At 52.6% G+C, this 24495-nt stretch carries 18 protein-coding genes; 10 read left to right on the top strand and 8 right to left on the bottom strand.

Translation table 11 applies throughout. From position 1 onward, the window contains the following. Window positions 1-146 precede the first annotated feature (146 nt). Entirely contained in the window at window positions 147-2807 is a 2661-nt protein-coding gene (locus ACG1BZ_RS01270) for a penicillin-binding protein 1A (RefSeq protein WP_413664077.1), read from the top strand. A 66-nt stretch (window positions 2808-2873) separates the two neighbouring features. Here ACG1BZ_RS01270 and ACG1BZ_RS01265 read toward each other — a convergent pair whose 3' ends face one another. The 6 genes from ACG1BZ_RS01265 to pilG form a co-directional block, all read right to left on the bottom strand. After that, window positions 2874-3353 (bottom strand): chemotaxis protein CheW, encoded by a 480-nt coding sequence (locus tag ACG1BZ_RS01265; protein WP_413664076.1) that lies wholly within the window; start codon window positions 3351-3353, stop codon window positions 2874-2876. A 35-nt stretch (window positions 3354-3388) separates the two neighbouring features. Further along, window positions 3389-9631, bottom strand: coding sequence for an Hpt domain-containing protein (locus tag ACG1BZ_RS01260; RefSeq protein WP_413665827.1), 6243 nt, complete (start codon window positions 9629-9631; stop codon window positions 3389-3391). Window positions 9632-9794: 163 nt separating this feature from the next. Next, the gene (locus ACG1BZ_RS01255; RefSeq protein WP_413664075.1) at window positions 9795-11936 is read right to left on the bottom strand and encodes a methyl-accepting chemotaxis protein; all 2142 of its coding nucleotides are present in this window, start codon (window positions 11934-11936) and stop codon (window positions 9795-9797) included. Between the two features lie 160 nt (window positions 11937-12096). Beyond that, window positions 12097-12636: a chemotaxis protein CheW gene (locus ACG1BZ_RS01250; protein ID WP_413664074.1), complete on the bottom strand. Its 540-nt coding sequence runs from the start codon at window positions 12634-12636 to the stop codon at window positions 12097-12099. A gap of 16 nt (window positions 12637-12652) precedes the next feature. Continuing rightward, window positions 12653-13015 carry a twitching motility response regulator PilH gene (gene pilH, locus ACG1BZ_RS01245; protein WP_108731421.1) on the bottom strand — a complete coding sequence of 121 codons (363 nt, stop codon included), beginning with the start codon at window positions 13013-13015 and terminating at the stop codon, window positions 12653-12655. Window positions 13016-13250: 235 nt separating this feature from the next. Beyond that, window positions 13251-13646, bottom strand: coding sequence for a twitching motility response regulator PilG (gene pilG, locus ACG1BZ_RS01240; RefSeq protein WP_020413651.1), 396 nt, complete (start codon window positions 13644-13646; stop codon window positions 13251-13253). Between the two features lie 350 nt (window positions 13647-13996). Here pilG and gshB point away from each other — a divergent pair, with 350 nt between their 5' ends. The 9 genes from gshB to ACG1BZ_RS01195 all read left to right on the top strand — a co-directional run bounded on the left by gshB (window position 13997) and on the right by ACG1BZ_RS01195 (window position 22633). Further along, complete coding sequence (gene gshB, locus ACG1BZ_RS01235; RefSeq protein ID WP_413664073.1) at window positions 13997-14953, top strand: glutathione synthase; 957 nt, start codon at window positions 13997-13999, stop codon at window positions 14951-14953. Between the two features lie 93 nt (window positions 14954-15046). Continuing rightward, a complete protein-coding gene (locus ACG1BZ_RS01230) occupies window positions 15047-15955 on the top strand; it encodes an energy transducer TonB (protein WP_413664072.1) in 909 nt (302 codons plus the stop codon). Window positions 15956-15989: 34 nt separating this feature from the next. Next, window positions 15990-16574, top strand: coding sequence for a YqgE/AlgH family protein (locus ACG1BZ_RS01225; RefSeq protein ID WP_282930307.1), 585 nt, complete (start codon window positions 15990-15992; stop codon window positions 16572-16574). Window positions 16575-16594: 20 nt separating this feature from the next. Further along, complete coding sequence (gene ruvX, locus ACG1BZ_RS01220) at window positions 16595-17017, top strand: Holliday junction resolvase RuvX (protein WP_413664071.1); 423 nt, start codon at window positions 16595-16597, stop codon at window positions 17015-17017. A 77-nt stretch (window positions 17018-17094) separates the two neighbouring features. Further along, window positions 17095-18012 carry a hydroxymethylbilane synthase gene (hemC, locus tag ACG1BZ_RS01215; protein ID WP_413664070.1) on the top strand — a complete coding sequence of 306 codons (918 nt, stop codon included), beginning with the start codon at window positions 17095-17097 and terminating at the stop codon, window positions 18010-18012. A 1-nt stretch (window position 18013) separates the two neighbouring features. Beyond that, window positions 18014-18796 (top strand): uroporphyrinogen-III synthase, encoded by a 783-nt coding sequence (locus ACG1BZ_RS01210; protein ID WP_413664069.1) that lies wholly within the window; start codon window positions 18014-18016, stop codon window positions 18794-18796. Window positions 18797-18916: 120 nt separating this feature from the next. After that, a complete protein-coding gene (locus ACG1BZ_RS01205; RefSeq protein ID WP_413664068.1) occupies window positions 18917-20248 on the top strand; it encodes a uroporphyrinogen-III C-methyltransferase in 1332 nt (443 codons plus the stop codon). Further along, window positions 20245-21495, top strand: a complete 1251-nt coding sequence (locus ACG1BZ_RS01200) for a heme biosynthesis HemY N-terminal domain-containing protein (protein ID WP_413664067.1) — start codon at window positions 20245-20247, stop codon at window positions 21493-21495. Before ACG1BZ_RS01205 ends, ACG1BZ_RS01200 begins: the two co-directional genes overlap by 4 nt. An 88-nt stretch (window positions 21496-21583) precedes the next feature. After that, entirely contained in the window at window positions 21584-22633 is a 1050-nt protein-coding gene (locus ACG1BZ_RS01195; RefSeq protein WP_413664066.1) for an alpha/beta fold hydrolase, read from the top strand. A gap of 177 nt (window positions 22634-22810) precedes the next feature. Here the strand turns inward: ACG1BZ_RS01195 and ACG1BZ_RS01190 are convergent, their stop codons facing one another. After that, a complete protein-coding gene (locus ACG1BZ_RS01190) occupies window positions 22811-23140 on the bottom strand; it encodes a hypothetical protein (protein ID WP_413664065.1) in 330 nt (109 codons plus the stop codon). Window positions 23141-23447: 307 nt separating this feature from the next. After that, entirely contained in the window at window positions 23448-23951 is a 504-nt protein-coding gene (locus tag ACG1BZ_RS01185; RefSeq protein ID WP_413664064.1) for a hypothetical protein, read from the bottom strand. Window positions 23952-24495 lie beyond the last annotated feature (544 nt).

Genomic DNA, 24495 nt, shown 5'->3' with positions numbered 1-24495 from the left:
TTTCTTATCTTTTCCGTGGGTTATGAGGGTTTGATGTTATAGCACTTTAAATTAACGCTTCAACCTGCATTTGCATAGGTAATAGCGCACAATATTCGTATAATTATTCACCTAATCACTTTGATGAAGTACACAGAAGCAGTTTCATGACCGTAAAAGCCCGCAATCGTCTGCTCGCACTGCTTTGGCTCGGCCTTGCCGGTGTGGCCGCTACAGCAATGGCCCTAGCCAGTATCTACCTCTACCTCAAACCGGGGTTGCCCTCAGTGGAGAGCCTCCGCGATATCCGCTTACAGACCCCTCTGAGGGTCTACTCACGGGATATGAAACTGATCGGTGAGTTCGGTGAAAAGCGGCGCAACCCTATCACGATCGAGCAAACGCCAGAACCCTTTATCAAAGCGATTCTTGCCGCTGAGGATGCCAGCTTTTACTCCCACAATGGTGTCTCCATCAAAGGTTTGATGCGGGCCGCCTCGCAGCTGATTAAGACCGGTTCTATCCAGTCTGGTGGTAGTACACTGACAATGCAGGTGGCGCGCAACTTCTTTCTCAGCCGAGAACAGCGTTTTGTGCGCAAGTTCAATGAAATTTTGCTATCACTGCAAATTGAGCAAGAGCTGACCAAGGACGAGATCCTCGCCCTATACATCAATAAGATCTTCCTCGGAAACCGCGCCTACGGTTTCCAGGCTGCAGCCCAGGTGTATTACGGCAAAGATATCAAGGACCTCAATCTGGCCCAGTGGGCTATGATGGCGGGGCTTCCCAAAGCGCCATCGACCTTCAACCCTCTCGCCAACCCCTCCCGAGCCCTGGTACGCCGCAACTGGATCCTGATGCGGATGCTCGACCTTGGCTATATCAATCAGGATCAATATAACCAATCTATTACTGCGCCAGTAACAGCCAGCTATCACAGCCGCGACCTCGACCTGGATGCACCCTATATTGCCGAGATGGCACGGAAAGAGGCAGTAGACCTCTTTGGCGACAACGCTTATACCGATGGCTACCAGGTCATAACAACGGTAGACAGTCGCCTGCAGGAGTCGGCTCGCAATGCGCTTCAGCACGGTCTGGAAACCTACGATGCGCGCCACGGCTATCGCGGCCCAGAACAGCGTCTTGCACCGGAATTGCTGCAAGATAGCGACCAACTTATCGATTTACTCAACGAGATTCCGATTCTCGGCGGTCTGGAACCCGGCGTTGTCACTGCAGTAGAACCCAAGAAACTTCAGGTTCAACTGAGAGATCGGCGCGTAATTGAATTGCCTTGGAGCAATGGGCTCAGTTCTATCAGGCCCTATATTTCTGAGAGCGCCCGAGGCGCCCGCCTTCAGTCCGCTGAAAAAATGTTTGCTCCCGGAGATGTTATTCGGCTGCGCAAGGTCGTTAAGGAAAAGAAAGGGAGCAACTCCAGTAGCGAGATGATCGCCACCGCTGTAGATGAGCCTCTTAACGCCGATCCATTTGCGGATCCCGAGAGCGGTGATACCGAGCCTGCTGAACCCCAGGTGACCGAGGAGTGGGTTCTAGCCCAGGTCCCGGAAGCACAGGGCGCCCTGGTATCTATTGAGCCGGAAGATGGGGCTATCCGCGCCCTTGTCGGTGGTTATGACTTCCGCCAGAGCCACTTCAATCGGGCCACTCAGGCTGCCAGGCAACCCGGCTCCAGTTTCAAGCCCTTTATTTACGCCTCGGCGATCGAGCGCGGATATACAGCGGCGAGCATTATCAATGATGCCCCGATTATCTTTGAGGAAACCAACCTGCAAGATGTATGGCGGCCTGAGAATGACGGGGGGACCTTCCTCGGCCCAACCCGCCTGCGTATGGCTTTGTACAAGTCCCGCAATATGGTCTCAATCCGGTTGCTACAATCCCTCGGGTTGGACTACGCCCTTGGCTTTGTCGAAGGCTTTGGGTTTGAGCGCAGCAAGCTCGCCCGCAACCTGACCATTGCTCTGGGTAGCTCCGCTCTCACGCCCCTGGAGATGGTGCGAGGCTATGCCGCCTTCGCCAATGGTGGCTACCGAGTGGAGCCCTACCTGGTTGACCGGGTATTGGATGTTAATGGCGAAGTCCTGTACCAGGCACTGCCTCTCACGGTATGCGATAACTGTCCCGAGCCGGGCACCGGCTCTGAAACCCTGTCCGCTGAACCCGTCGATCTCGCGGAATTACAGCTGGAAGGGCAAGGGGTCGATCAGGGTGAAGAGCCTGCGGAGCTACACGTACTGCCCGTTGGCCCCCTCGACCCAAGCAAGAGCCAAGCGCGTCCTCGCGCTCCGCGAGCCATGTCTGCAGAGACGGCATACATAATGGATTCAATGCTTAAAGATGTTATCAAAAAGGGTACCGGGCGCCGCGCTCTGGCGATGAAGCGCGGTGATATTGCCGGAAAGACCGGTACCACCAATGGTCCACGGGATGCGTGGTTCTCGGGTTATAGCCCCTACCTGGCTACCAGTGCCTGGGTTGGCTTCGATTCCTATGGCGAACTGGGTAAAAATGAATACGGTGGCTCAGCCGCCCTGCCTATCTGGATCGATTTTATGAGCAGTGCCCTCGAAGGTCTTCCCGAGCGCCACCTGGCTCAACCAGATGGCATAGTTACGGTACGCATCAACCCTCAAAATGGCTTGCGCACCTCTTACGGGGGCATGTTTGAGATATTCAGGACCAACCGGGTGCCCGGCCGCGAAGTGTATAACCCATATCGCAATCGCTACACCGATGAAGATATGGATATGCCCAGCCACGATAGCCGGGAGGATTCTTTACCGGAAGAGCTGTTCTAAACGAACAGCCCAATCAAAAAAAAAGGGGCCTCAGGCCCCTTTTTTGATAATACACTGCAAAACAAGTCAGTCACTGCGATAGCGCAGGCAGGCCCGCTCTAATCCCTGCAGGTCGGGAATAACCGCCTCCTCACCAGAAAGCGCCACATGCATTAACTCTCCAGGGTTTAGTGGCTGCTCTCGCAGCGCTAACTCCTCAGGGGTAACCCGCACCAGGCGCGGAGTGCCGCGCAAGAGCAATGCAAAATACGGCAGCTCGCCATCGGGATTTCCCGTGCTCAGCACCGCAATACGCCCCTCTTCTGCAACTGCTCCCAAGGCACCGCCACGCATCACTTCAAAAGATACCACTGGCAGGCGCTGTTCCCGCCAGATCAGATCTCCCAAATACCATTCGGGCACATCTTGAACTGCCATCGGCGTTTGCATTGCAACAACCTCTGAGAGGCTGTCCACCGGCACCAGCAGCTGCCCCTGTTCAAGGGGCAATAACAGGCTGCTCACTTCCTGAGGGACATCTACCGGCAGCGCTTCAACTTCACTCATTGCCTATCTCTATATTATTCCTGATATTTGCCGTTTCAGCTTCCTACAGCTTCGGCATCCGCGTACTCACGAATAGCCGCCAACAGTACATCTTCCTGGTAAGGCTTACCCAGGTAGTGGTTAACTCCCAGGGACATAGCGTGATCGCGGTGCTTATTACCGGTACGCGAGGTGATCATTACGATAGGAATATCCCGCAGGCGGCTGCTGGAGCGAATATGGCGGGCAACTTCGAAGCCATCCATGCGCGGCATCTCAATATCCAGCAAGATCAGATCGGGGATCTTATCCTGCAGCTGGATAACAGCATCCTGACCATCCTTTGCAGTGCTAACCAGATAGCCCTCTCGCTCCAGGAAGCGCGTCGTTACCTTGCGTACCGTAACCGAGTCGTCCACAACCATAACGGTCTGCTGGCGCGCCTCCTGCTCGGACTGCACTTCAGGCTCTTCCTGAATTTGAAGCTGCGGCACTTCCGGCCTTGCCAGCTGGGTGGCCTGGCGACGCAGCAGGGCGTGAGCGTCGAGAATCACCACGACGCTACCATCACCAGTTACTGTTGCACCTGATACCCCTTGAACCCCGGAGAACTGCGGGCCGAGGCTTTTCACTACAATCTCGCGACTGCCCTTAATGGCATCCACCTGTAACGCCATAGCGTGCCCTTCAGAGCGCACCAACAGCACGGGCAGTTGCATATCATCGACACTGAGCTTAGGTTGGGCGCCAGACTTCAGCAGAGTACCGAAATAGCTAACCTGATAGAGTTCTCCAGCGTATTCGAAACGCGCATCATCTGAGCGATAGTAGTGCTCCAGCTCAAATGGGCTGAGGCGCACAATACCTTCGATAGTATTCAGCGGCAGTGCAAACAGGTCATCGCCAATTCGCACCATCAAAGCGCGGTTAACCGAAACTGTGAACGGCAGACGAACGACAAATTCTGTTCCTGCGCCTGCCTCTGAGTTGATATGGACGCTGCCACCGATCTGCTTCAGCTCGGCGGATACAACGTCCATTCCCACACCCCGGCCAGAGATCTGGGTAACTTTTTCTGCAGTGGTAAAACCGGCCTGCAGAATGAACTGAAGAATCTCATTATTCGAGAGCTCAGCATCCGGCCTCATCAGGCCATTTTCCACCGCCTTTTCACGCACCCGGATCAAATTGACACCGGCACCATCATCGCGGATGGTGAGGACAACTTCACTGCCCTCCCTTTTCAGCGCCACATCGATACGCCCACGCTCAGACTTGCCGGCAGCCAAACGCTCCTCTGGCATTTCAATGCCGTGGTCCACAGCGTTGCGCAGCATATGCTCCAGTGGTGCAACCATACGCTCCAACATGGACCGGTCCAGCTCGCCTTCAACGTTGGAGAATCCCAACTCGACCTGCTTGCCCAGCTCAGCACTTACTTGGCGCACGATGCGACGCAGGCGCGGTACCAGACGGGAGAAAGGTACCATGCGGCTGCGCATCAGACCTTCCTGCAATTCGGTATTTACTCGGGACTGCTGAAGCAACAGGGTCTCTGTATCCCGCGCCTTGTTATTCAGAGTGGAGCGCAGCTCCATCAAGTCAGATGTGGATTCCAGCAGGGAACGGGATAACTGCTGAATAGACGAGTAACGGTCCATTTCCAGCGGATCGAAGTCGCCGTCCTGTTCTGCCAACTGCTCCTGGCGGAACAGGATCTGAGCCTCGGTCTCGCGGTCCAGGCGGCGCAGCTGTTCGTTGAGACGCACCAGCGTCACATCCATCTCGTCTAGGGCGAGACCGAACTCACTCATCTGCTCTTCAAGACGACCACGGGAAATTGCAGTCTCACCGGCGAGGTTTACCAACTCCTCCAGAAGTTCAGCAGCGACACGCACCATCTCCTGGGGCTGGTTCCGGGTCGGTGCCGCTACCTCCTGCTCTGCATTACCGGCCTTGCGGATAAACGGCAAAACGTTATCGCTTTCCTGACCTACAGCGATCTCGGGCAGCTGCGTAGCAACTACATCAGCATCCGGCTGAGTACTCTCGGCCGCAGTGACTTCATCATCTTGTTCCGCATCCGCTACGAGAACAGTTTCTTGAGGTTGTTCGTCTGAAACTTCAGATTCAATCACTGCTTCTGCGGCTGCCGAGTTAGCCGGCTTCTGATCCGCCCAATCGGTGCTGACCAGCTGTACAAAAGCATCAAGCTGTTCACCAGCCATCCAGGCGCGAACTGTCTCTACTCCATCGGCGAGACGATCGTGGATACCATGGGCATTGGCGAAGAAATCTGCGGAGGGCCGATCGTTGTCGCGCATGCCTTCGATCACCGTTTCAAAACGGTGAGCTACTTCACCCAACCCCATTAGGCCAGCCATACGTGCACCACCTTTAAAGGTGTGCAATACACGCTTCAGGGCCTCACCTTGCTCGCGGCCTTCCGGCTCCTCTTCCCAACTCTGGATCAGTTCCTCCAGCTCATCGGTAAGATCTCCCGCCTCCTCCATAAAGACATCGACAACATCCGGGTCAATGTCTGCCAACAACTTCTGTAAATCGACTGATTGAGCGGAATCCTGTGATGACACCTCGCTACCCGGTTGCTCGATAGCCAGGTCGCCAGCAGGTTCAACATCAGGTGCAGAGAAGGGTTCTTCAAATTGAGAAACGTCCTCAACGGCGGCCTCAACTTCTATGGCCTGCAATTGAGGAATTTCCGAATCCTCAGCCTCGCCATCGAGAGATTCCCCGTCGTGCGACACCTGTAATACAGGTGGCTCAATCCACTCATCAGGGGATGTTTCTGAAACCAGAAGCTCGGTTACTTCCGTGGGCTCCGGCGCCTGCTCTTCAGGCTCGGCAATAGCCAGTGCTTCGCTATCGATTCCCAGTTCATCGAGGTCGTAGTCATCTTCTGCTGATGAACTGGTTTCCTCACCCTGAGCCAGGTAGCGAAGCGCCTCTTCCACAGCTTCGCTGACTTCAGGGAGGTCTTGTGCTGCTGCTACTGCATCGATTAAATCGAGCAACTCGTTGTGTCCCTGCTCAAGAGAGGCCCATAGCGCGGGCTCCTGCTCAAGGTCACCAGCAAGGACTTTGCGATAAACATTCAGCAACAGCTCAGCGAGCTCAGCCAGGATCGGCAACTGCGCTCGGCTGGCCGCCTCCTGCAGAACATTGAGCTCATCAGCGACCAATACAACACGACTTTTATCTGCCGGGTCGGCGCGCCACTCAGTCAGCATTTGGTCTGCATCAAGTAGCACCCGCATGCCATCAGCCATCAAGACTTCGAGAAGCTGGGGATCGACCGCGCGAGGTTCATTCGCCTCGCGCTCGCGAATCAAGTGGCCTACAGAGCGCTCCTGCAATTCAGCAACGCGAGCAAGGAACTGTTCCGATTTCTCTATTGCGAGAGGCTCTGAAGAGCTAATCTGTTCCAGCACTTCACGCACATAGGTGGCGCTATCATTGATCAGATCAAAAATATCTGCATCGATAGGCACCTGATAAATACGCAGCTCTTTAGCGAAGCGCTCCAGTGGCGCCATAATTTCGGCAACCACTTTGACTTCCGCCATATGTGCAGAGCCTTTTAGTGTGTGGAGTGCCCGGTGCATTGGATCGCTCGGAACACCATACAAAGGCGCGGCAGCCTGCATATCCAGCAGATACTCATCTACGACATTGAGGTGCGTCTCTGCCTCCTGGGCAAAAATTTCCCAGAGTTGAGCCAGGTCTTCTCCGGTGTCCTCAACAACGTCAACTGCCGCGACACCGCCTGCACTTTGGGCTTCCAGATCAGCGGGCATCTCTCCCGCACTCAGCTGCTCAGCCCAAGCTTGTAACTGCAGGGTAAGCTGCTGATCGGGGTCGCTCTGTCCGTGTTTAAACGCCTCAATCATTGAGGGGAACTTCTGATACACCTGCTCAATCAGGTATACATGGGCAGGCCCGGGTTTCACACTGCCATCGATAACCCGGTTGAGCATATTCTCCACAGACCAGGCCAGTTCACCAATATCCAGGGCCTCGACCATACGGCCCGACCCCTTCAGGGTATGGAAGCCCCGGCGAAACTCTACCAGGGCATCCTGATTGGCAAAATTGGCAGCCCACTCCGGGAAGTAGCAACTGATATGCGCAAGAACTTCCCCGGCTTCTTCCAGGAAGATCTCGATAATTTCATCGTCAATCAGGCTCTCAGTGTCATCACCGAGTTCCTCCGTCGTATCCGCGACCTCTGCAATTGCAGCAACCGGCTCAACCTCAGCAGACTCTACCATCGGTGCAGCTTCAATGAAGTCAGCAATCTCAGCAGGCGCTTCCTCAGCTTCAGGAGCCTCTATCCCAGTTTCAACTTCAAGTACCGGAGCAGCTTCAACCTGAGGAGCCCCATCAGAGAACCAAGACTCTTCCGGAACAGACTCTCCATCGATTTCCAGCTCGGACTCCACAACAGAATCTGCTTCATCGACAGGCAGCTGCAAAGTTATGGCAGATGACTCTTCCGCATTTATTTCAGCTTGAGAGTCCAGAGATTCGTCAGAAACCGCAGTGGCTTCGTCATCGGGGATTAAATCGTAATCAATAAGATCTGGCAGTTCGGGTTCTGATATCGGGGACGCTTCCAGACTGGCGTCGGCCTCACTCTCGTCGACGATCTTCAGCGAAACGCCCAAAGCCTCTACGCTATCTTCAGCCAGTGCCAAAAGCATTTCTGCATCAGCCAGACCTTCCGCACGACGCTCCAGGTAGTATTCAACACTGGTAATGGCATCTGCCAGAGTATCCAGCATTGTCCATTCGGGCTGTTCTCCAGCCTCAATCAGGGAGCTGCCAATATAGCGGTTGCAAGCGGAGATGATTTCACCCGCTCGCTGGTAACCCACCATTTCGAGACCACCACAGACTTCCTGTAAACGCTGTGGCACACGACTCAGGTAACTGATATCCCAGTGGCTGGCCACATACTCCATGACTGCTTCTTTTACCGCTTCCAGACCCAGTCTGGCCTCGCGTAATACAGAGTCAGTGGCGTCGCCCATAATGGGCTGCTCATCGTCGACTTTTTTATTGCGATCGACGGTGGCGGCAAGCGCTGAATCAAGCTGAACCAACTCCCCGGCGGCACGCATCAGGTACTCTTCAACGTCAGTGCCACGGGAGGCGTCGCGAAGGTCTTCGTAGACACTGCGAGCGCGAACCCGCTGCGCTTCCAATCCTAAAATACCGAGTGTATCCGCGAGGCGCTTGGCCACAGCGGCCGTATCTGACAGCGAGGGTTGTTCTGTATCGGTTGTACTGGGCTCCAGTGCTTCACGCACCAACTGCAGTTCATCGCGCACTGCAGCAATTGCACTGCCCAGGGCTTCAGGCCCCATCGCCAATACATCTTCAGTATCCGGGCGAGGCGTACCGGGAACCGCCTTATCTAGTGCGAAGCGCTGGTAGAGTTTCTCGCAGTGCGGCCCATTCGGACCGGCGAGGTAGACATAAAAAAGTAGGTTGCGCAGAAAGTCCTGATCCAGGCGTGCATCCAATACCTTTGCGCCACGCCCCTGTAACAACCTGAATTCAATATCCACCTTGCGCAGTAAATGGCGCAGTGCGGGCTGCACATTAATACGGTGTTCGCCGAGCGCCTCCAAAATACCGAACAGTACTTCCCAGAGGGATTGGCGACAGCTGCCACTGTAGAGCAGCTGCATTTTTTCAATAATCTTGGTGAGGTAAGCCAGGCTTTCGCCGCTGTTTACATCGCGGATCAGACCTGCAGCCGCAACGTGATACATCTTGCGCAACTTGGTGACCAGGTCATTTAGGCGGGCGCTATCGGCGACGAGGGGCTGGCGCTTTCCAATCACCGTTGCCAATGAAGACAATTCTGGCGAGAAAAGTGCTCCTTCACTGATCAATCGCTCGCGGCGCACTGCGCGCAAGTCATTCATCAGGGGAAGTAAGAGAACGGCATTGTCACGACGCTGAAAAGAAACCTTTTCGAGATAAAGGGGCAACTCCAGCAATGCACGCATCAAAAATTCGCGCGTCTCGTCAGTATTTTCAACCGCACCAGTAGCCAGGGCCTGGATAAGTTGCTCCATCTCTTCTGCTAACATCGCGGCACCACTGAGCTGTGCCATATGCAAGCTACCGTGCACCTGGTGCACTAGCGACAAGCTGTTTTGCAGAAGAGAGGCACCCGCATCGGGTTCTACAGCGAACGTCTCAAGAAATTGGCGCGCTTGTGCCAAAGTCTCGTTAATTTCACCGATCAGCCAATCCAAGGCCATGAAGTTCGGATTGTCGTGACTCACGCCAAGTCCCCAATAATTTATTCAGTACTCAAGCGCTACAGTTTTCTGCGAGAAAAACTCGCGGATTTATCGGAAGCAATTCCGTGCGCCCCTTTTGCGCCCGGCCAACTTTCATAATGGCCGGGCATTATTGTGTGGGTTAGGCCAGGGCCCGGTCTTCGCGGGACTCCAATGAATGAGTATCTTCACCTTCAATAGCGAAAGTATCTGTATCCATTTCCGGCAACTCCACGTCATACAGCTCGCTGTTGCTTTCAACACTTTCCTCTTGCGGAAGTTTGAAGCCGGCAACGGATTCGCGCAGTGCACTCGCGGTCTGCGCCAGGTTACCAATGGACTGGGCGGTAGCTTGGGTACCCGCAGAAGTTTGCGAGGTAATTTCCTGAATCACGTTCATCGTGTTGGAAATGTGGCCTGCAGACGAAGCCTGCTGACGAGCAGCGTTAGAAATGTTCTGAATCAACGATGCCAGGTTGTTGGATACACTTTCAATTTCTTCCAGTGCAACACCCGCATCCTGGGCCAGACGAGCTCCACGTACCACCTCACTGGTGGTTTGTTCCATGGAGATTACCGCCTCGTTGGTATCGGACTGAATCGCTTTTACCAGACCTTCGATCTGCTTGGTTGCAGCTGCAGAGCGCTCCGCAAGTCGCTGTACCTCATCCGCAACCACCGCGAAGCCTCGACCGGCATCACCGGCCATGCTCGCCTGGATCGCAGCATTCAATGCAAGAATGTTGGTCTGGTCGGCAATGTCGTTAATCAAACTTACGATATCGCCAATTTCCTGGGAGGATTCACCCAGGCGCTTAATTCGCTTGGAGGTATCCTGAATCTGCTCGCGGATGTTATCCATGCCTTTAATGGTGTTCTGTACCACCTTGGCGCCATTACTTGCGATATGTACCGAGCGCTCGGCTACCTGGGCAGATTCGGAGGCGTTGGCAGATACCTGGTCAATGGTGACCGCCATTTCGTTAACCGCGGCAGAAGCTCCGGCAATTTCCTGTGCCTGGTGCTCAGAGGCCTCGGCGAGGTGCAGGGCAGTCTGCTGGGTTTCCTGGGACAAGCCAGATACTTCCTGTGCAGCACCATTAATCCGCGATACCAGCACACGCAGCTGGTCAATAGTAAAGTTAATGGAGTCGGCAATCGCACCAGTAAAGGCTTCGGTTACCGTTGCAGAGGTGGTCAAGTCACCGTCGGCGAGGTCGGCCAGCTCGTCCAGCAGCTGCATAATCGCGTGCTGGTTACGCTCGTTGGTATCTTCCTCTTTTTTCAGGTTTCGGCGGGTACCGGAGAAGGCCATCGCCATCATACCGAAGATCAACAAAACGAAGACCAAAGCCAGTGCAGCAATGGTCAAGTTGTTGGGCTGGCGATCATCTGAAAGGTTTACGATTCGGTCATTCAGCGTACTCAATGCTTCGATCAGCTGGGGAGATGACGCGATAATGCCGTCAGAGGCCTGGCGGGTAGCAAACAGGGCCGGAGTTGCTTCGAAGATATCTCGTACGGAGGTGCTTACAAAGCCGAACAGCTCAGTAATTTCATCCAATGAGTGGCGAGCCTCTTCATCGGTGATACGGGAAATCCCCATCACCACATCGCCGCTCTTCATACCGTCAACCACCTTACCGAAAAGACTGGCGTCGGTATTAAACTGGTCAGCGGCGGCTTCAGCATCATCGCCACCTTGGAGCATTTTATCGATATTTCGACCAATACGCTCCGCACGCCAAACCTGCAACTGGGCCTGTTCCACCTGATTTGCCGGGGCATTGTTAGCCAGCAGAATTTCTACAATATTGTTGTGCTCAGCCTGTAATTCCGGAAGCGAGTCACTCAGCGTTGAAGCGATATCGTTAAGAAATACGATGGTTTCCTGGTTGCCGATAATCGTGTCGACCTGCTCGCGCAAGCTGCGCCAAACCTGATCGTAAGCAGACAGCTGAGCACCCAGGGCGCGGCGACTATTGTCATCCATTCGCTGAAGCTGGTTCCAGGCATTAGCCATTTCTTCGGTAACATTTTCCAGCTCGGTAAAGGCCTCACTATCGCCTGCGGTTGCCGCCGGCGCATAGGAAACTACCTGATAGGAAAGGGCCCGCAGCTCGGCGACTTGCTGCAGGTACTCTTTATCCTGCTCGTCTCGAGTCTGTACCAAATAAATACTGACAATAAGCCCCGCCAGCGTGGCGAGTACCAGTAGACCTAATACCAGCGCGGCAGGGTTACTGCGCAGCGCGGAAAAGGAACTCTGGGAGCCTGGTTTCATAATTTACTCCTAGCGGGCCATTGCATTAGGCCGGTTTAATACCACTTTAGTTTTAACGCTTTAATGACAAGACCCCTCAGTCAGTGCTGTACATCCCTGCACTAATTGCGGGCCATCCGGTCGACCACCCTCGGCTACCGGAAAGAAAGAACTGGATTAGTCAGCGTAAAGCTGCATCCATAAAACGCGCATCCTTGATCAGTGCCCGCATATCGAGAACGAGCCAACGATGCTGCTGTAAAACAAACTGGCCGTGCACCATTGGTGCAAATGGTTCACTCAAATCTGTCGGTGCCTCACGGGCATACTCAAACGCCAAGTGCTGCATCCCAAACAATTTATCCACGATAAGCCCCACGTAGGTCTTATCCCTCTCGAGCACCAAAACGCGACGTTGCTGGCGCGGACCTGAGAGGTAGCCGCCATAAAAAGCTGCGAGATCAATAAGGGGGAGCAGGCGACCACGAACATTAGAGACGCCTTTTACCCAAGGCTGAACGCCGGGAATAAAGGTGTGCTGTGGCACTTCGAGCAATTCCACAACGTCATCCATGGAGGCGACAAAGTGGTTATCCAGAAGAGAGAAACCGATACCGGTCCAGTAGGGTTTGATTTCCCGGCGGCCAGGCAGGCCAGTGGCCTGCGCTTTGGCGCGCCGTGCAATATCAACCAGAGCTAAATAAGGTGTTTGTGACTGCACTTTTCGCAGCTGGCTATTAGGCCAACACCTCCCCGATCGCATCCAGCAATTTGCTCTCATCGACAGGTTTGGTCAGGTAAGCCCTAGCTCCCTGGCGCATACCCCAGACACGGTCTGTATCCTGATCTTTGGTAGTTACCATAATGATCGGAATTTCACCGGTATTGCTGTCTTTGCTCAATTGGCGGGTGGCCTGGAAACCGTTGAGACCCGGCATCACAATATCCATCAGGATCAGATCGGGGCGCTCGGCGCGGGCTACTTCAACTCCGCTTTCACCGTTGGGAGCGGTGATTACTGCGTGGCCATTTTTTTCAAGAATGGTTGTCAGCTTATGTGTTTCTGTAGGAGAGTCATCAACTATTAGTACTCTTGCCATCATTTCCCCCATGACATCTTTTCGGCAACAACTACTGCGCTCGGCGGTTTTTGTTGTGATTATCCTCGCTAGCATGTGCCGAGATGCACTATGACTACCGATAGTGTGGGTACAAAAATCAACCGGTCTGTAACAACCGGAAAATCTGTACTCTAATTAAATTTTGGTACCGAGCTTGTGGGCACAATGCCCACAATGGAGTCCGTTATCTATATTTTCTTTTTCTGTAGGCCACTTATGCGGCATGGTGCGGCTTGGCATGAGCGGAAATAGCACCCAGCAGCTCGCTCTTACTAAAAGGTTTGGTCAGATATTGATCGCAACCAACAACACGCCCTTTTGCCTTATCGAACAAACCGTCCTTACTCGACAACATTACAACAGGGGTGGAGCGGAATTCGCTGTTATTTTTTATTAACGCACATGTTTGATAGCCATCCAGGCGCGGCATCATAATATCGACAAAAATGACATCCGGACGGGAGTCCGCGATTTTTGCTAACGCATCAAAACCGTCTGTCGCGGTGACCACGGTACAGCCCGCCTTTTGCAGCAACGTCTCCGCAGTGCGGCGAATTGTCTTACTGTCGTCGATCACCATGACAGTCAGACTTTCCCAGTTAAGCTCCATAGTCTTTTTTGAATCCCCTGTTTACTTATTTTCGGGCACGCGAAAACTTTAGTTGCGCCCTTTTTTCAAACCGCTTGCGGGGTCCGGGCGCCTAGCCTGGCGAAGGTCGCACGCTGAGACGAACTTTTATCACAGAACCCCAGGCGAATCTAGCTGAGTCGACACACTGCAGGCGACGCAGTTCAAATTATCACCACTTATACATTCATTGGAGGTATTGCGTTAAGAAGGTTGCACCTTCGCAAAGCTGCTCTTACCTTATCTATCCAACAACGCTGGTAGCCGCCACAAATTTGGGAGCAAAACCAGTGATAACTGGGATAGAAATACCCAACGATTTGGAAACCCGTATGAATTATTCCCTCGGTGTGGTGATGGACCCCATCGCCCAGATCAATTTTAAAAAAGATACGACGCTTGCACTGTTACAAGCCGCACAAGATTGTGGTTTCCAGCTGTTTTATTTCGAGCAGAGCCATCTTTACCTTGAGAATGGACGCGCAACTGGGCGCGGCTGCCCTATGCAGGTTTTTGATGATGAGAATCGTTGGTTTTCTCTGGAAGAGTCTAGAGAAATGCCACTCGGCGACCTGGATGTAATCCTGATGCGCGTCGACCCTCCCTTTGATAATGAATATGTTTATTCCACTTATATTCTCGAAGCGGCAGAGCGCGAAGGTACGACGGTAGTCAATAAGCCCCAGGCTCTACGCGACTGCAATGAGAAAATTTTTGCAACAAGTTTCCCCCAGTGTTGCCCACCGGTTCTAGTTAGTCGCGACATGGCCAAGCTGCGGGAATTTCACCGAACTCACCAAGATGTCATTTATAAACCTCTGGATGGCATGGGTGGCGCAGGAATCTTCCACTGCAAACCAGATGGCGCCAACCTTGGAGCAATTTTGGAAATGCTTACCGACCACGGTCGCCAGCAGATTATGGCGCAACGTTACATCCCCGAAATCAAAGACGGTGACAAGCGTATCCTGGTCGTTAACGGTGAAGCGATTCCCTATTGCTTGGCGCGAATTCCGGAAGCGGGCGAGACTCGCGGCAATCTTGCAGCCGGCGGGCGCGGCGAAGCACGCCCCCTGACCGATAGAGATCGTTGGATCGTTGAGCAAGTCGCGCCCACTTTGAAGGAGAAAGGCCTGTTATTTGTCGGGTTGGACGTTATTGGTGACTATCTAACAGAAATTAACGTCACCAGTCCCACTTGTGTACGGGAAATTGATGCCGCTTACAATACGGACATAGGCGCGCGACTAATGAGCGGCATCACACACCTGCTGGCACAAAAAAGGTAAACTGGGCGTTTGATAAACTCTCAGGGCGGTTTACCACTGAGAACACGGCTGTGTGAAACGCACGCTCGAATAAGTAGTAGTTGATAATAGATAATGAATTCCTCTGCCAACGCGACACAATTTCATGCAATGCAGCGTGAACGCTTTGTGTTCTCATTATTTTTAGCCGCCGCTTTACATGCGCTAATTGTTTTCGGAGTGGCTTTTGCTGCTCCGAAAGGTGCACAGGCGCCACCGACACTAGAGGTTACCCTGGCCCAATACCACTCCACGCGGGCTCCTGAAGACGCAGACTACCTGGCACAATATAACCAATTAGCCAGCGGTACTACCGACTCCCCTAAAGAGTTATCCACAAATCGGCGTGCTGAGTTTACCGACACACAAATTCAAGATGTCAATCCTTTACCACAGCAACAGGCTGCGCGACCGGCTGAACAACGCCGCCAGTTGATTACCACAATTGGCGATAGCACTTTTCAAGCCCCTGAACTTCCAGCGGAAGATAAGTTTTCTGAAGAAAAGCGCGGCAGTGCTCCTTCCGATCTAGCTCAGATAAGAAAAGAAGTTGCCAGTTTAAACGCAACCTTAGCTAAACAGCGGGAGAAGTATGCCAAGCGCCCTCGGGTCCGCCGCCTCACCTCGGTAGCAACCAAAGCTTCTGCAGATGCTGCATATCTGCATGCTTTGCGCCAGAAAATAGAAGCGACCGGTAACGATAATTTTCCGGCGAAAGCATTGGAAAATAAAATTACAGGGAAGCTGCGTATAATGGTGCGACTATTGTCCACGGGTGCTGTCGAGAAAATTGTTATCACTGAGTCTTCCGGCGAGCGCATCCTAGATGATGCTGCACAACAAATTGTCCGTTTAGCCGCACCTTTCGCCCCCTTTCCAAAAGAGATCAAGGACAAGGCTGATATTCTGGAAATTGTCCGAACACTGCATTTTGACTTGACTGGTTTCTCCACTTCTGAGGGAGATCTGCCCGAGCGAGGCTAAAATGGGCTTTCAACTGGCGGTTTATTACTGATCTATGCCTAATTCGAATATCGATAGCGACCTGACTCACGGAAACCTGCGCGGCCAGTTCCTTCTGGCTATGCCCGGTATGGAGGACCCGCGCTTCAAACACGCTATCGCACTGATTGTTGAGCACAATAGCGACGGTGCCATGGGCATAGTGATCAATATGCCCAGTAAAGTGCACTGGCACGAGGTATTCGAGCAGCTGTCTTTGGAGGATCTCAGCTTGCGCGGTGACGAACCAGTTCTACTGGGCGGCCCCATGTCACCAGAGCAGGGATTTGTACTGCACGGCACCGGCATGCACTTCGACTCTACCACCGAAATCAATTCAGATATCAGCCTAACTGCCTCCAAGGACATCCTCGAATCCCTCGCCGCAGGGCGCGGCCCTGACGATGTACTACTCGCCCTCGGCTACGCAGGCTGGGGGCCCGGTCAGTTGGAGCAAGAGCTGACAGAAAACGCCTGGCTGACACTGCCGGCAGAGCCCGAAACCCTATTCGCCACACCGGTCGAAAAACGCTGGCAAAGCGCCGCCGCCCGCCACGGCATCGATCTTTCCGGCCTCGGCTCCCAAGCTGGCCACGCCTAACAGAAAAACTACTGACCTCTATGAATAAACCCGTCACAGCGCTAGCTTTTGACTTTGGAACCCGCTCTATTGGCGTAGCTTACGGCCAGAGCCTTACCGGTGGAGCTCGGGAACTGGCCCCACTGCCCGCCAAAGATGGCAAACCCAATTGGGATTCCGTCGAAGGCCTGATCAAAGAGTGGCAGCCCCACCTTTTACTGGTTGGCCTCCCCCTCAATATGGATGGCAGCGAAAGTGAATTTGGCGTACGTGCGCGCAAATTCAGCCAGCGCCTGCACGGTCGCTATGGCCTACCGGTAGAGCTCATTGACGAGCGTTTAAGCACCCGAGCCGCCAAAGAAGAGGCCAACGAACGCGGACATCGTGGCAACTACGCACAAGACCCAGTGGACTCAATAGCCGCACGGATAATTCTCGAAGACTGGCTGCGCACCAGGGGCTAGCCCCTCGGCTACAGAGAACCTCATGGCATTGCGACTCTGTTAGAATAGCCGCTTCAACCAATAAGTGATTGAGCCGCATGTCTATAGATCGTATTCGCATTGCCACCCGACAGAGTGCTTTGGCTCTGTGGCAAGCCAACTATGTCAAAGACCGCCTGCAACAGGCGCATCCCAAACTTCTTATCGAGTTACTGCCCCTCACCAGCCGGGGTGACCAGGTTTTGGACATCCCACTAACCAAAGTGGGCGGCAAAGGCCTGTTCGTTAAAGAACTGGAAGTGGCGATGCTCGAAGGCCGTGCGGACATCGCAGTTCACTCGATGAAAGATGTCCCCATGGAATTCCCCGAAGGACTTCACCTGCCGATTATTTGCGAGCGTGAAGACCCCCGCGATGCCTTTGTCAGTAATCTTTATGACAGCCTTAATGACCTGCCCGAGGGAGCAGTAGTCGGCACTTCCAGCCTGCGCCGACAATGCCAATTACTTGCCCGTCGCCCGGACCTCAAAGTCACCTTTTTACGGGGTAATGTGAATACTCGACTGGCCAAACTGGATGCCGGCGATTACGACGCTATCATCCTCGCTGCGGCCGGACTGCTGCGACTTGAAATGCCGGAACGCATCCGCAGCTTCCTGGCAACGGACATCCTGCTCCCCGCAGGTGGACAGGGCGCAGTGGGTATCGAGTCGCGCCGCGATAGCGAACTGGAAGCCTTGATCCAACCGCTCCACTGTCCGGAAACCGCAGCCCGACTCAGTGCGGAGCGCGCCCTAGTTAAGCGCCTCAACGGCGGCTGCCAAGTGCCTATCGGCTGCTACGCCGAGCTAGATGGTGACACCCTGTGGTTGCGCGGACTCGTTGGAAGTCCCGATGGCAAAACCATGATACATGCCGACAATCGTGGCCCTGCCGCTGAGGGAGAGCGCCTGGGTACTGAGCTCGCGGAACAGTTACTGGCCGATGGTGCCGATAAAATCCTCGCCGCTATCTGATATGAGCGATCTCACCTCCGACCTGCTGCAGGGTAAACGTATTCTCAGTACGCGGCCAACGCAGCAGGCTGATAACTGGTGTGCGCTACTGCGCGGCCTGGGGGCCCAGGTAGATAACATCCCCATGCTCGGCATAGAGCCAATTGAGGATCAAGCTGCCATACAGGCCTTAAAAAACTCAATTCTCGATTTCGATCAAACGAATGTCGCGATCTTTGTTTCCCAGAACGCCGTGCGCTACGGCATAGACTGGCTTGAAGATTATTGGCCACAGTTTCCCCAGGGTCCTCGCTTTCTGGCGATCGGCGCGGCAACCGCAAGCGCCCTGGAGAAGCGCGGTATACCCTGCGAGCAAAGTGGCAATACGATGAACTCCGAGGAGTTGCTGCGCCTACCCTGGTTACAGCAGTTGGACGGGAAAAGAGTTCTTATTTTTCGCGGCTCCGGTGGCCGCCCTCTTATCGGCGACACCTTGAGTCATAGGGGTGCGCGAGTAACTTATTGCGAACTCTATCGGCGAGTGCTGCCACCGGAGGCTGCAACCTCCCTGGCTGAGTATAAATTCCAACCCGATATTATCAGTGTGCACAGCGGTGAAACACTCGATAACCTGGTTACCTGTATCCGCCAGATAAACCGCAATACACTCTTTGAAACCGCTCTTATCTGCCCGAGTATACGAGTTGCCAATCGGGCAAATGAGCTTGGTTTTGCCCATTGCTATAGCGCGCTAAATGCCGGCGATAACGCTATGCTGGAAACACTGTGTAAAGCCCTCGGCTGATTTGCAATCGAATTCTCGATCGCTTTGCGCTAAAAATCTTAAAACGGCGTTTAGCCCGCTATTAAGGCTCGCGCCACTCGTTATAATCTGACGACATTTTCCACCTGCGCCGCCATACCCATGACCGATAAAAAAGATCAAAATGTAGCCGCGACCAATGAGCCCCCGGAAAACACAAAGCCTGTAAAAGGCAAAAGTAATTTCGCCAAAGCCTCAGAGGAAAAAGCCTCTACGGGTAAAGCCAGCGGCGGTGCTGCGGCCAGTAAATCCAATGGACTGTGGTGGTGGCTACTGTTCATCATCATTTTGATTGCTGTGGCCTCACTGGCCTGGTTCAACTCTCCGCAGCTGCGCGAACACCTTGGCGCTTACCTCGACTATCTACCCGGAAAAACGGCAGTCCCGGAGAGCACCACCACTATTACCCCTGCAACGGAAGTGCCGGCTGCCGCTGAAAACACCACCCAAGCGCCGACCTCCAATACCACTTCGGAAACCCCTGCAGCTACCCCAGCCCCAACTGAACCCCAAACCCCCGATTATTCCGGGGAGTTCAGTCAGCTGGAGCAGGCCGATGCCAATTTACGCAATCAACTGGAGCGACAAAATCGCACTATCGCCCAACTGCAGCAGCAACTGGCTTCCATGCAGCGCAGTGTCACCGCACAGGGAAACCGTTTGGGTCAGCTGGGAAATGTAAGCCGCGACGATTGGCAATTGGCTGAGGCAGATTACCTGTTGCGTCTAGCCAACCAACGCCTGCTTCTCGAAGACGATAGTCGCACTGCGCTGGGGCTTGTCGAGCGCGTGGACGAGATATTACGCGATGTGGACTTACCGGATCTATACGGAGTACGCCAACAACTTGCCCGCGATATCACCTCACTGAAACTGGTCCAAAACATCGATCGCCAGGGTTTATACCTCCGTCTCAGCGCCTTGGAAGAACAGCTAGTCCGCACAAATATTCAACCGCAATTCGATATGGCTTCGGCAGAACAACAACCCAGTGAAGAGCAGCCCAGCATTGAGGAGAGTGCCCCCCTGTGGAAGCGGGAGTGGCACAACTTCACCCGCTTTATGCGCGAATCGGTACGCCCCATTGATGGAGACATCAACCCGGTAATGCTGTCCCCTCAGAGTGAAGCTCGCTTTCGCCAGACTCTGCGCCTTTATATGGAGCAGGCCCAACTGGCATTGCTTCGCGGCGATACCACGGTTTACAGAGACGCTCTGGATAGTGCGCGGTCGCTACTACTCAGTTACGGCACTGCCAGTCCGCAGCGCGATGCACTGGCCCAACAACTAGCGGACCTTAGCAAACAGCGCATCCAGGTCGAAATGCCCGATCTCAGCGCTTCCCAACTTGCCCTCCGCAATTACATTGAGCGCTTACACAAAACATCCGGCACCGCCGCACCAACTGCCTCGCAACAGGAGGAGAACCAGTGAAAAAACTGTTCTTCACCGCCCTGGTACTACTGCTGCTCGGCGCTTTTCTACCGGAGGCTATTAACAATTATCCCGGCTACCTGGTAATCGGTATTGGCGGTGAGCTGAATAAAGGCTACGAGATGAACCTCTGGTTCGCAATTTTCTCGCTGGCAGTAGCTCTAATTATCCTGTTCTTTGCCATTTGGCTGGCTCGCAGTATCTTTCGCGGATTCCGAGGTAGTGTCGACCGGCTGAGATTTGGTCGCCAGCGTGTAGCGCGCCGACGCCTGACCAGCGGCTTGGTGGAATTTATGGAGGGCAACTGGTCCCGGGCGCGCCGTCAGCTGCTGAAGAGCGCCCCTCGATCTGAAGCCCCGCTGATCAATTATTTGGCGGCAGCGCGCAGCGCCTTTGAGCTGGGCTTTCGCGAGGAGGCCAATGAGCTGCTAGCCAAGGCGGAGGCCTGTGGTGAAGATACCCGCCTGGCTGTAGCCCTAAGCCAAGCTCGTATGCAGCTCCTCGATAAACATTACGAGCAGTGTATTGCCAGCCTGGAGCGCGCCAAGCAGCTCGAGCCGAAACATCCTGCCCTGTTACAACTTCTCAAGCAGGCTTATTACCTTCTGGGTGACTGGAGCCGTCTTCGCGCATTACTGCCCGAATTGGAGAAACATGCGAACATGCCCGAAGCTGAGCTGCACCAGCTTGAACTCGAGGTCTATCAACATCAGCTGACCGAAGCAGCTAATCGCAAAGATATCGATAAATTACACGATACCTGGCAAAGCCTGAGTGGCCGCTGGCAACGCAACGAAGCCCTGCGCAGTCTCTACGCACAGCAACTGCATCGGATTGGTGAAGACGCAGAGGCAGAGAAGCATTTGCGCTGGCTACTCAATCGAGCCTGGGACCCCAAGCTTGCCGAACTATACGGCTGCCTGGTGGGGGCCGCCCCTGCGGCACAAATATCAGCAGCTGAAGGTTGGCTGAAAGAGTATGGGGAGAGTGCCGCACTGCTAACCTGTCTCGGACGCCTTTCAATGCGCAATGAACTTTGGGGCAAAGCGCAGCAGTATTTCGAGAAAAGCCTGTTGTTGCGCCAAGATCCCGCTACCTCCGCTGAACTAGCTCGCCTATTTCAATCCCTTGGGGAAAAAGACAAAGCAGCAAAACTCTATGAGGAAGGTTTGCTGCAAGCAGTCAAGGACTTGCCCCAGTTGCCTATGCCCAGCCAAGGCACTCCCCTATTAGGCGCACACGCTTGAGTCATTCCCCCTGAAAGGCCGACGGGCCTTTCAGCCACTCCCCAATTGCGCCTATAGTAAACTCCCGTTTACCAATAAGGACACGGCTGTGACCCTCTGTGTGCGCTACATAGTTGCCTTACTTTTTACCGCCAGTGTGTTTTTTACCGGCCATGCATCTGCTGAATATTCAGTAACGCCTCAAGATAAAGCCTTAACTGATTACGAATATCCCTATCCAGTTCATCACTTTCATTTCGAACAACAGGGACAACCACTGGCAATGGCCTTTATGGATGTACCACCTGCAGAGGGTAGAGATGCAAAAGGCACGGTACTCCTGTTGCACGGTAAGAATTTTTCGGCGGCCTACTGGAAGGAGACTATTTCCCAACTCAGTCAGCTGGGGTACCGGGTTATAGCACCGGACCAGATCGGTTTCGGAAAATCCAGTAAACCGCTTACCCAATATACTTTTCAGGGGCTTAGCAACAATACCAAAGTTTTATTGGATAAATTGAAAATAAGAGAGGTTATGGTAGTTGGGCACTCTATGGGAGGTATGCTGGCTACCCGGTTTACCCTAATGTACCCGGAGCGAGTCAAAAGGTTAGCACTTGTAAACCCTATAGGCCTTGAAGACTGGAAGCGATGGGTTCCCTATGAACCTTTGGACCAAGCCATTGCTCGCGAGAAAAAACAAACTCCAGAATCTATCAAACGCTACATGAGTAAAGCCTACTTTTTTGAGCAGTGGCGCGAAGAATATAACCCGCTACTGGATATTCAAGCTGGCTGGACCCTGGGACCCGATGCAGCTCATATGGCAACCGTGGATGCCCTAACCTCCGAAATGGTATTCACTCAACCGGTACTTTATGAGTTTGCCAATATCAAGGTACCTACCCTACTGATTATAGGTACCCGAGATCGAACAGCTATTGGCCGCGCCCGCGCGCCTAAAGCTGTACAAGAAAAATTAGGCCGGTACGATCAATTAGGCAAGCGTACAGCAGCAGAAATCCCCAAAGCCGAATTAGTCGAGATGGAAGGAGTTGGACATTTACCCCAATTCGAAGCTTTTCCAACTTATATTGATGTTTTAAGTAAGTTTCTTATGGCCCCTGTTGAAAAGCCTAACCTCCAGGCTGCTCAGTAGAAACCCAGTCTAGGAAACATATCATTGGCACGGAGGCTGATGTGTAGAGCATCCACTTGTTTAGAAAGTTATAGCTTGCACGCAAGGAGACTATTAGCAATCAATGATAGTGCAAATGGCGATTTAACATTCAACAAATCGCCGCTTGCAGCTTTTCTGCGAGAATTTATTTCGTTTTTAAACAGCCCAGGGCAATCCCACAAAGAGTAGCATGGCAAAATATGTAATTACCCCTTGCAAAAGGGCAATTAGAATAGCCTTTAAAAAACCCGTACCAAGTACCAGCATATAGGCAATAGCAGCCAGGGGAATTGTCATTAAAATTCCAGCGCTATCCGTCACACCCGGCAACATGCCGCCAACAATTCTTTGAATAATTAGGGCTAATAGCAAAGCGAAAAGACAATAAAATACACCCGTATTTTTCGCCCCCAACATGGCAGCTGCCAACTTCAGAGGCAGAACAAGAACTGCCACCATAATAATTACAAAAATAATTAATTCCATTTGTTACCTCTCCATTTAATTTTAGTTATTTACTCACTTCCAACTTCTACCGTTTCCCAACCCCAGGAATTAGATATCCACTTGTTTTTAATGCAGCATGTCGCCATAAGCAAAAACACAACCCGGACATAGCCTGCATTGTCACCCCATGCCAATATACTGGCAGCAGCATGCAAATTCAGTCGCGAATCATACTTATATAAACCAAAACCACAATAAAGTTCACAAATAAAAAAGCTGGCGCGAATTTCGCTCCAGCTTTGAGAAATAATACATCTAAACTATCAGTTAATAACGATTTGGCAGCTTATTTACGTATCAGGGTCAGGGATGAGGGTAACTGCTCCCCGCTCTTCAAGTAAGTCTCTTCCCGCTGTAACTTGCCGTTACCTAACCAGGTAAAAGAAAGACTATCCAGACGACTCTTACTATCCAAAGTAAAATTAGTTACATCCTTGAAAGAGAATGCCAAAGTATTTTCAGCACTATTATTTTGCCAGCTTAACCTGGGCTGATTACCCTGGGGGCAATAGTGCGTCACTATTAAATTATCGTTATCCAAGTGGTAGGCCGTCAGGGAATGTTGGCGCCCGTTATAGAGCCAACTTTCCAGTACTACACTTCCCCCAGCTGTACCGGTAAAACTAATAACAAAATCGTCATTTTCCGTCCCTTCCTCTCTCCACTCTCCAGCTAGCCCTTTGATCTTCTCAAAAATTGCCTCTGCATCATTATCCTGGCTGGCAATCACAGGCTGAAATATTGCTATCCCCAAAAATAGAACTACTAGTTTTGATAAATTTCCTATCATATTCCCGTCCAACCTTAGAAAAATACACAACAAGCCCCCTCAAAATAGAAATTTCAGGAGTGGTTATTCCACAGTTGTTTTTTTTATATTTTAATGAGACGAATAGCAACACGCTTCATCGCATTGGCCGACATAATATCCATATCTCTGCTCATCAAGAAGATAAACTATATTTAATTTCCAATTCAAAAATAAATGGCGACAAATACGCTCGGATTAGCCCCCACACTTTTATTCTGGCAATGGCTATTCAAGGTATGGCTGCATACCAAATAACTACAGATATAAACTCTTCGATATTATTATTTCCAGTATTTTATTCCTGCTCACTTGGTACTAATACCAAAATACGAAAACAACTATCTCTATCAGGCGTACTAAATAAATTCTCCTCATTAAAGCATTCCTTATAGTTAATTCAGAGCCACGGTCGAGCCCATACCTAACTGCGACGCCAGCAATAAAAATTATATATGTAGAGAAAGAGGAAAAATAAAGAGTGACCGCTAAGCGGTCACTGTACTGAGCGCCACCAGAGGCGCTT

This window comes from Microbulbifer sp. CNSA002 (assembly GCF_047324085.1).
Classification (GTDB): Bacteria; Pseudomonadota; Gammaproteobacteria; order Pseudomonadales; family Cellvibrionaceae; genus Microbulbifer.
The sequence above is the reverse complement of the archived record's forward strand: the minus strand, read 5'-3'. Positions and strand labels throughout refer to the sequence as shown.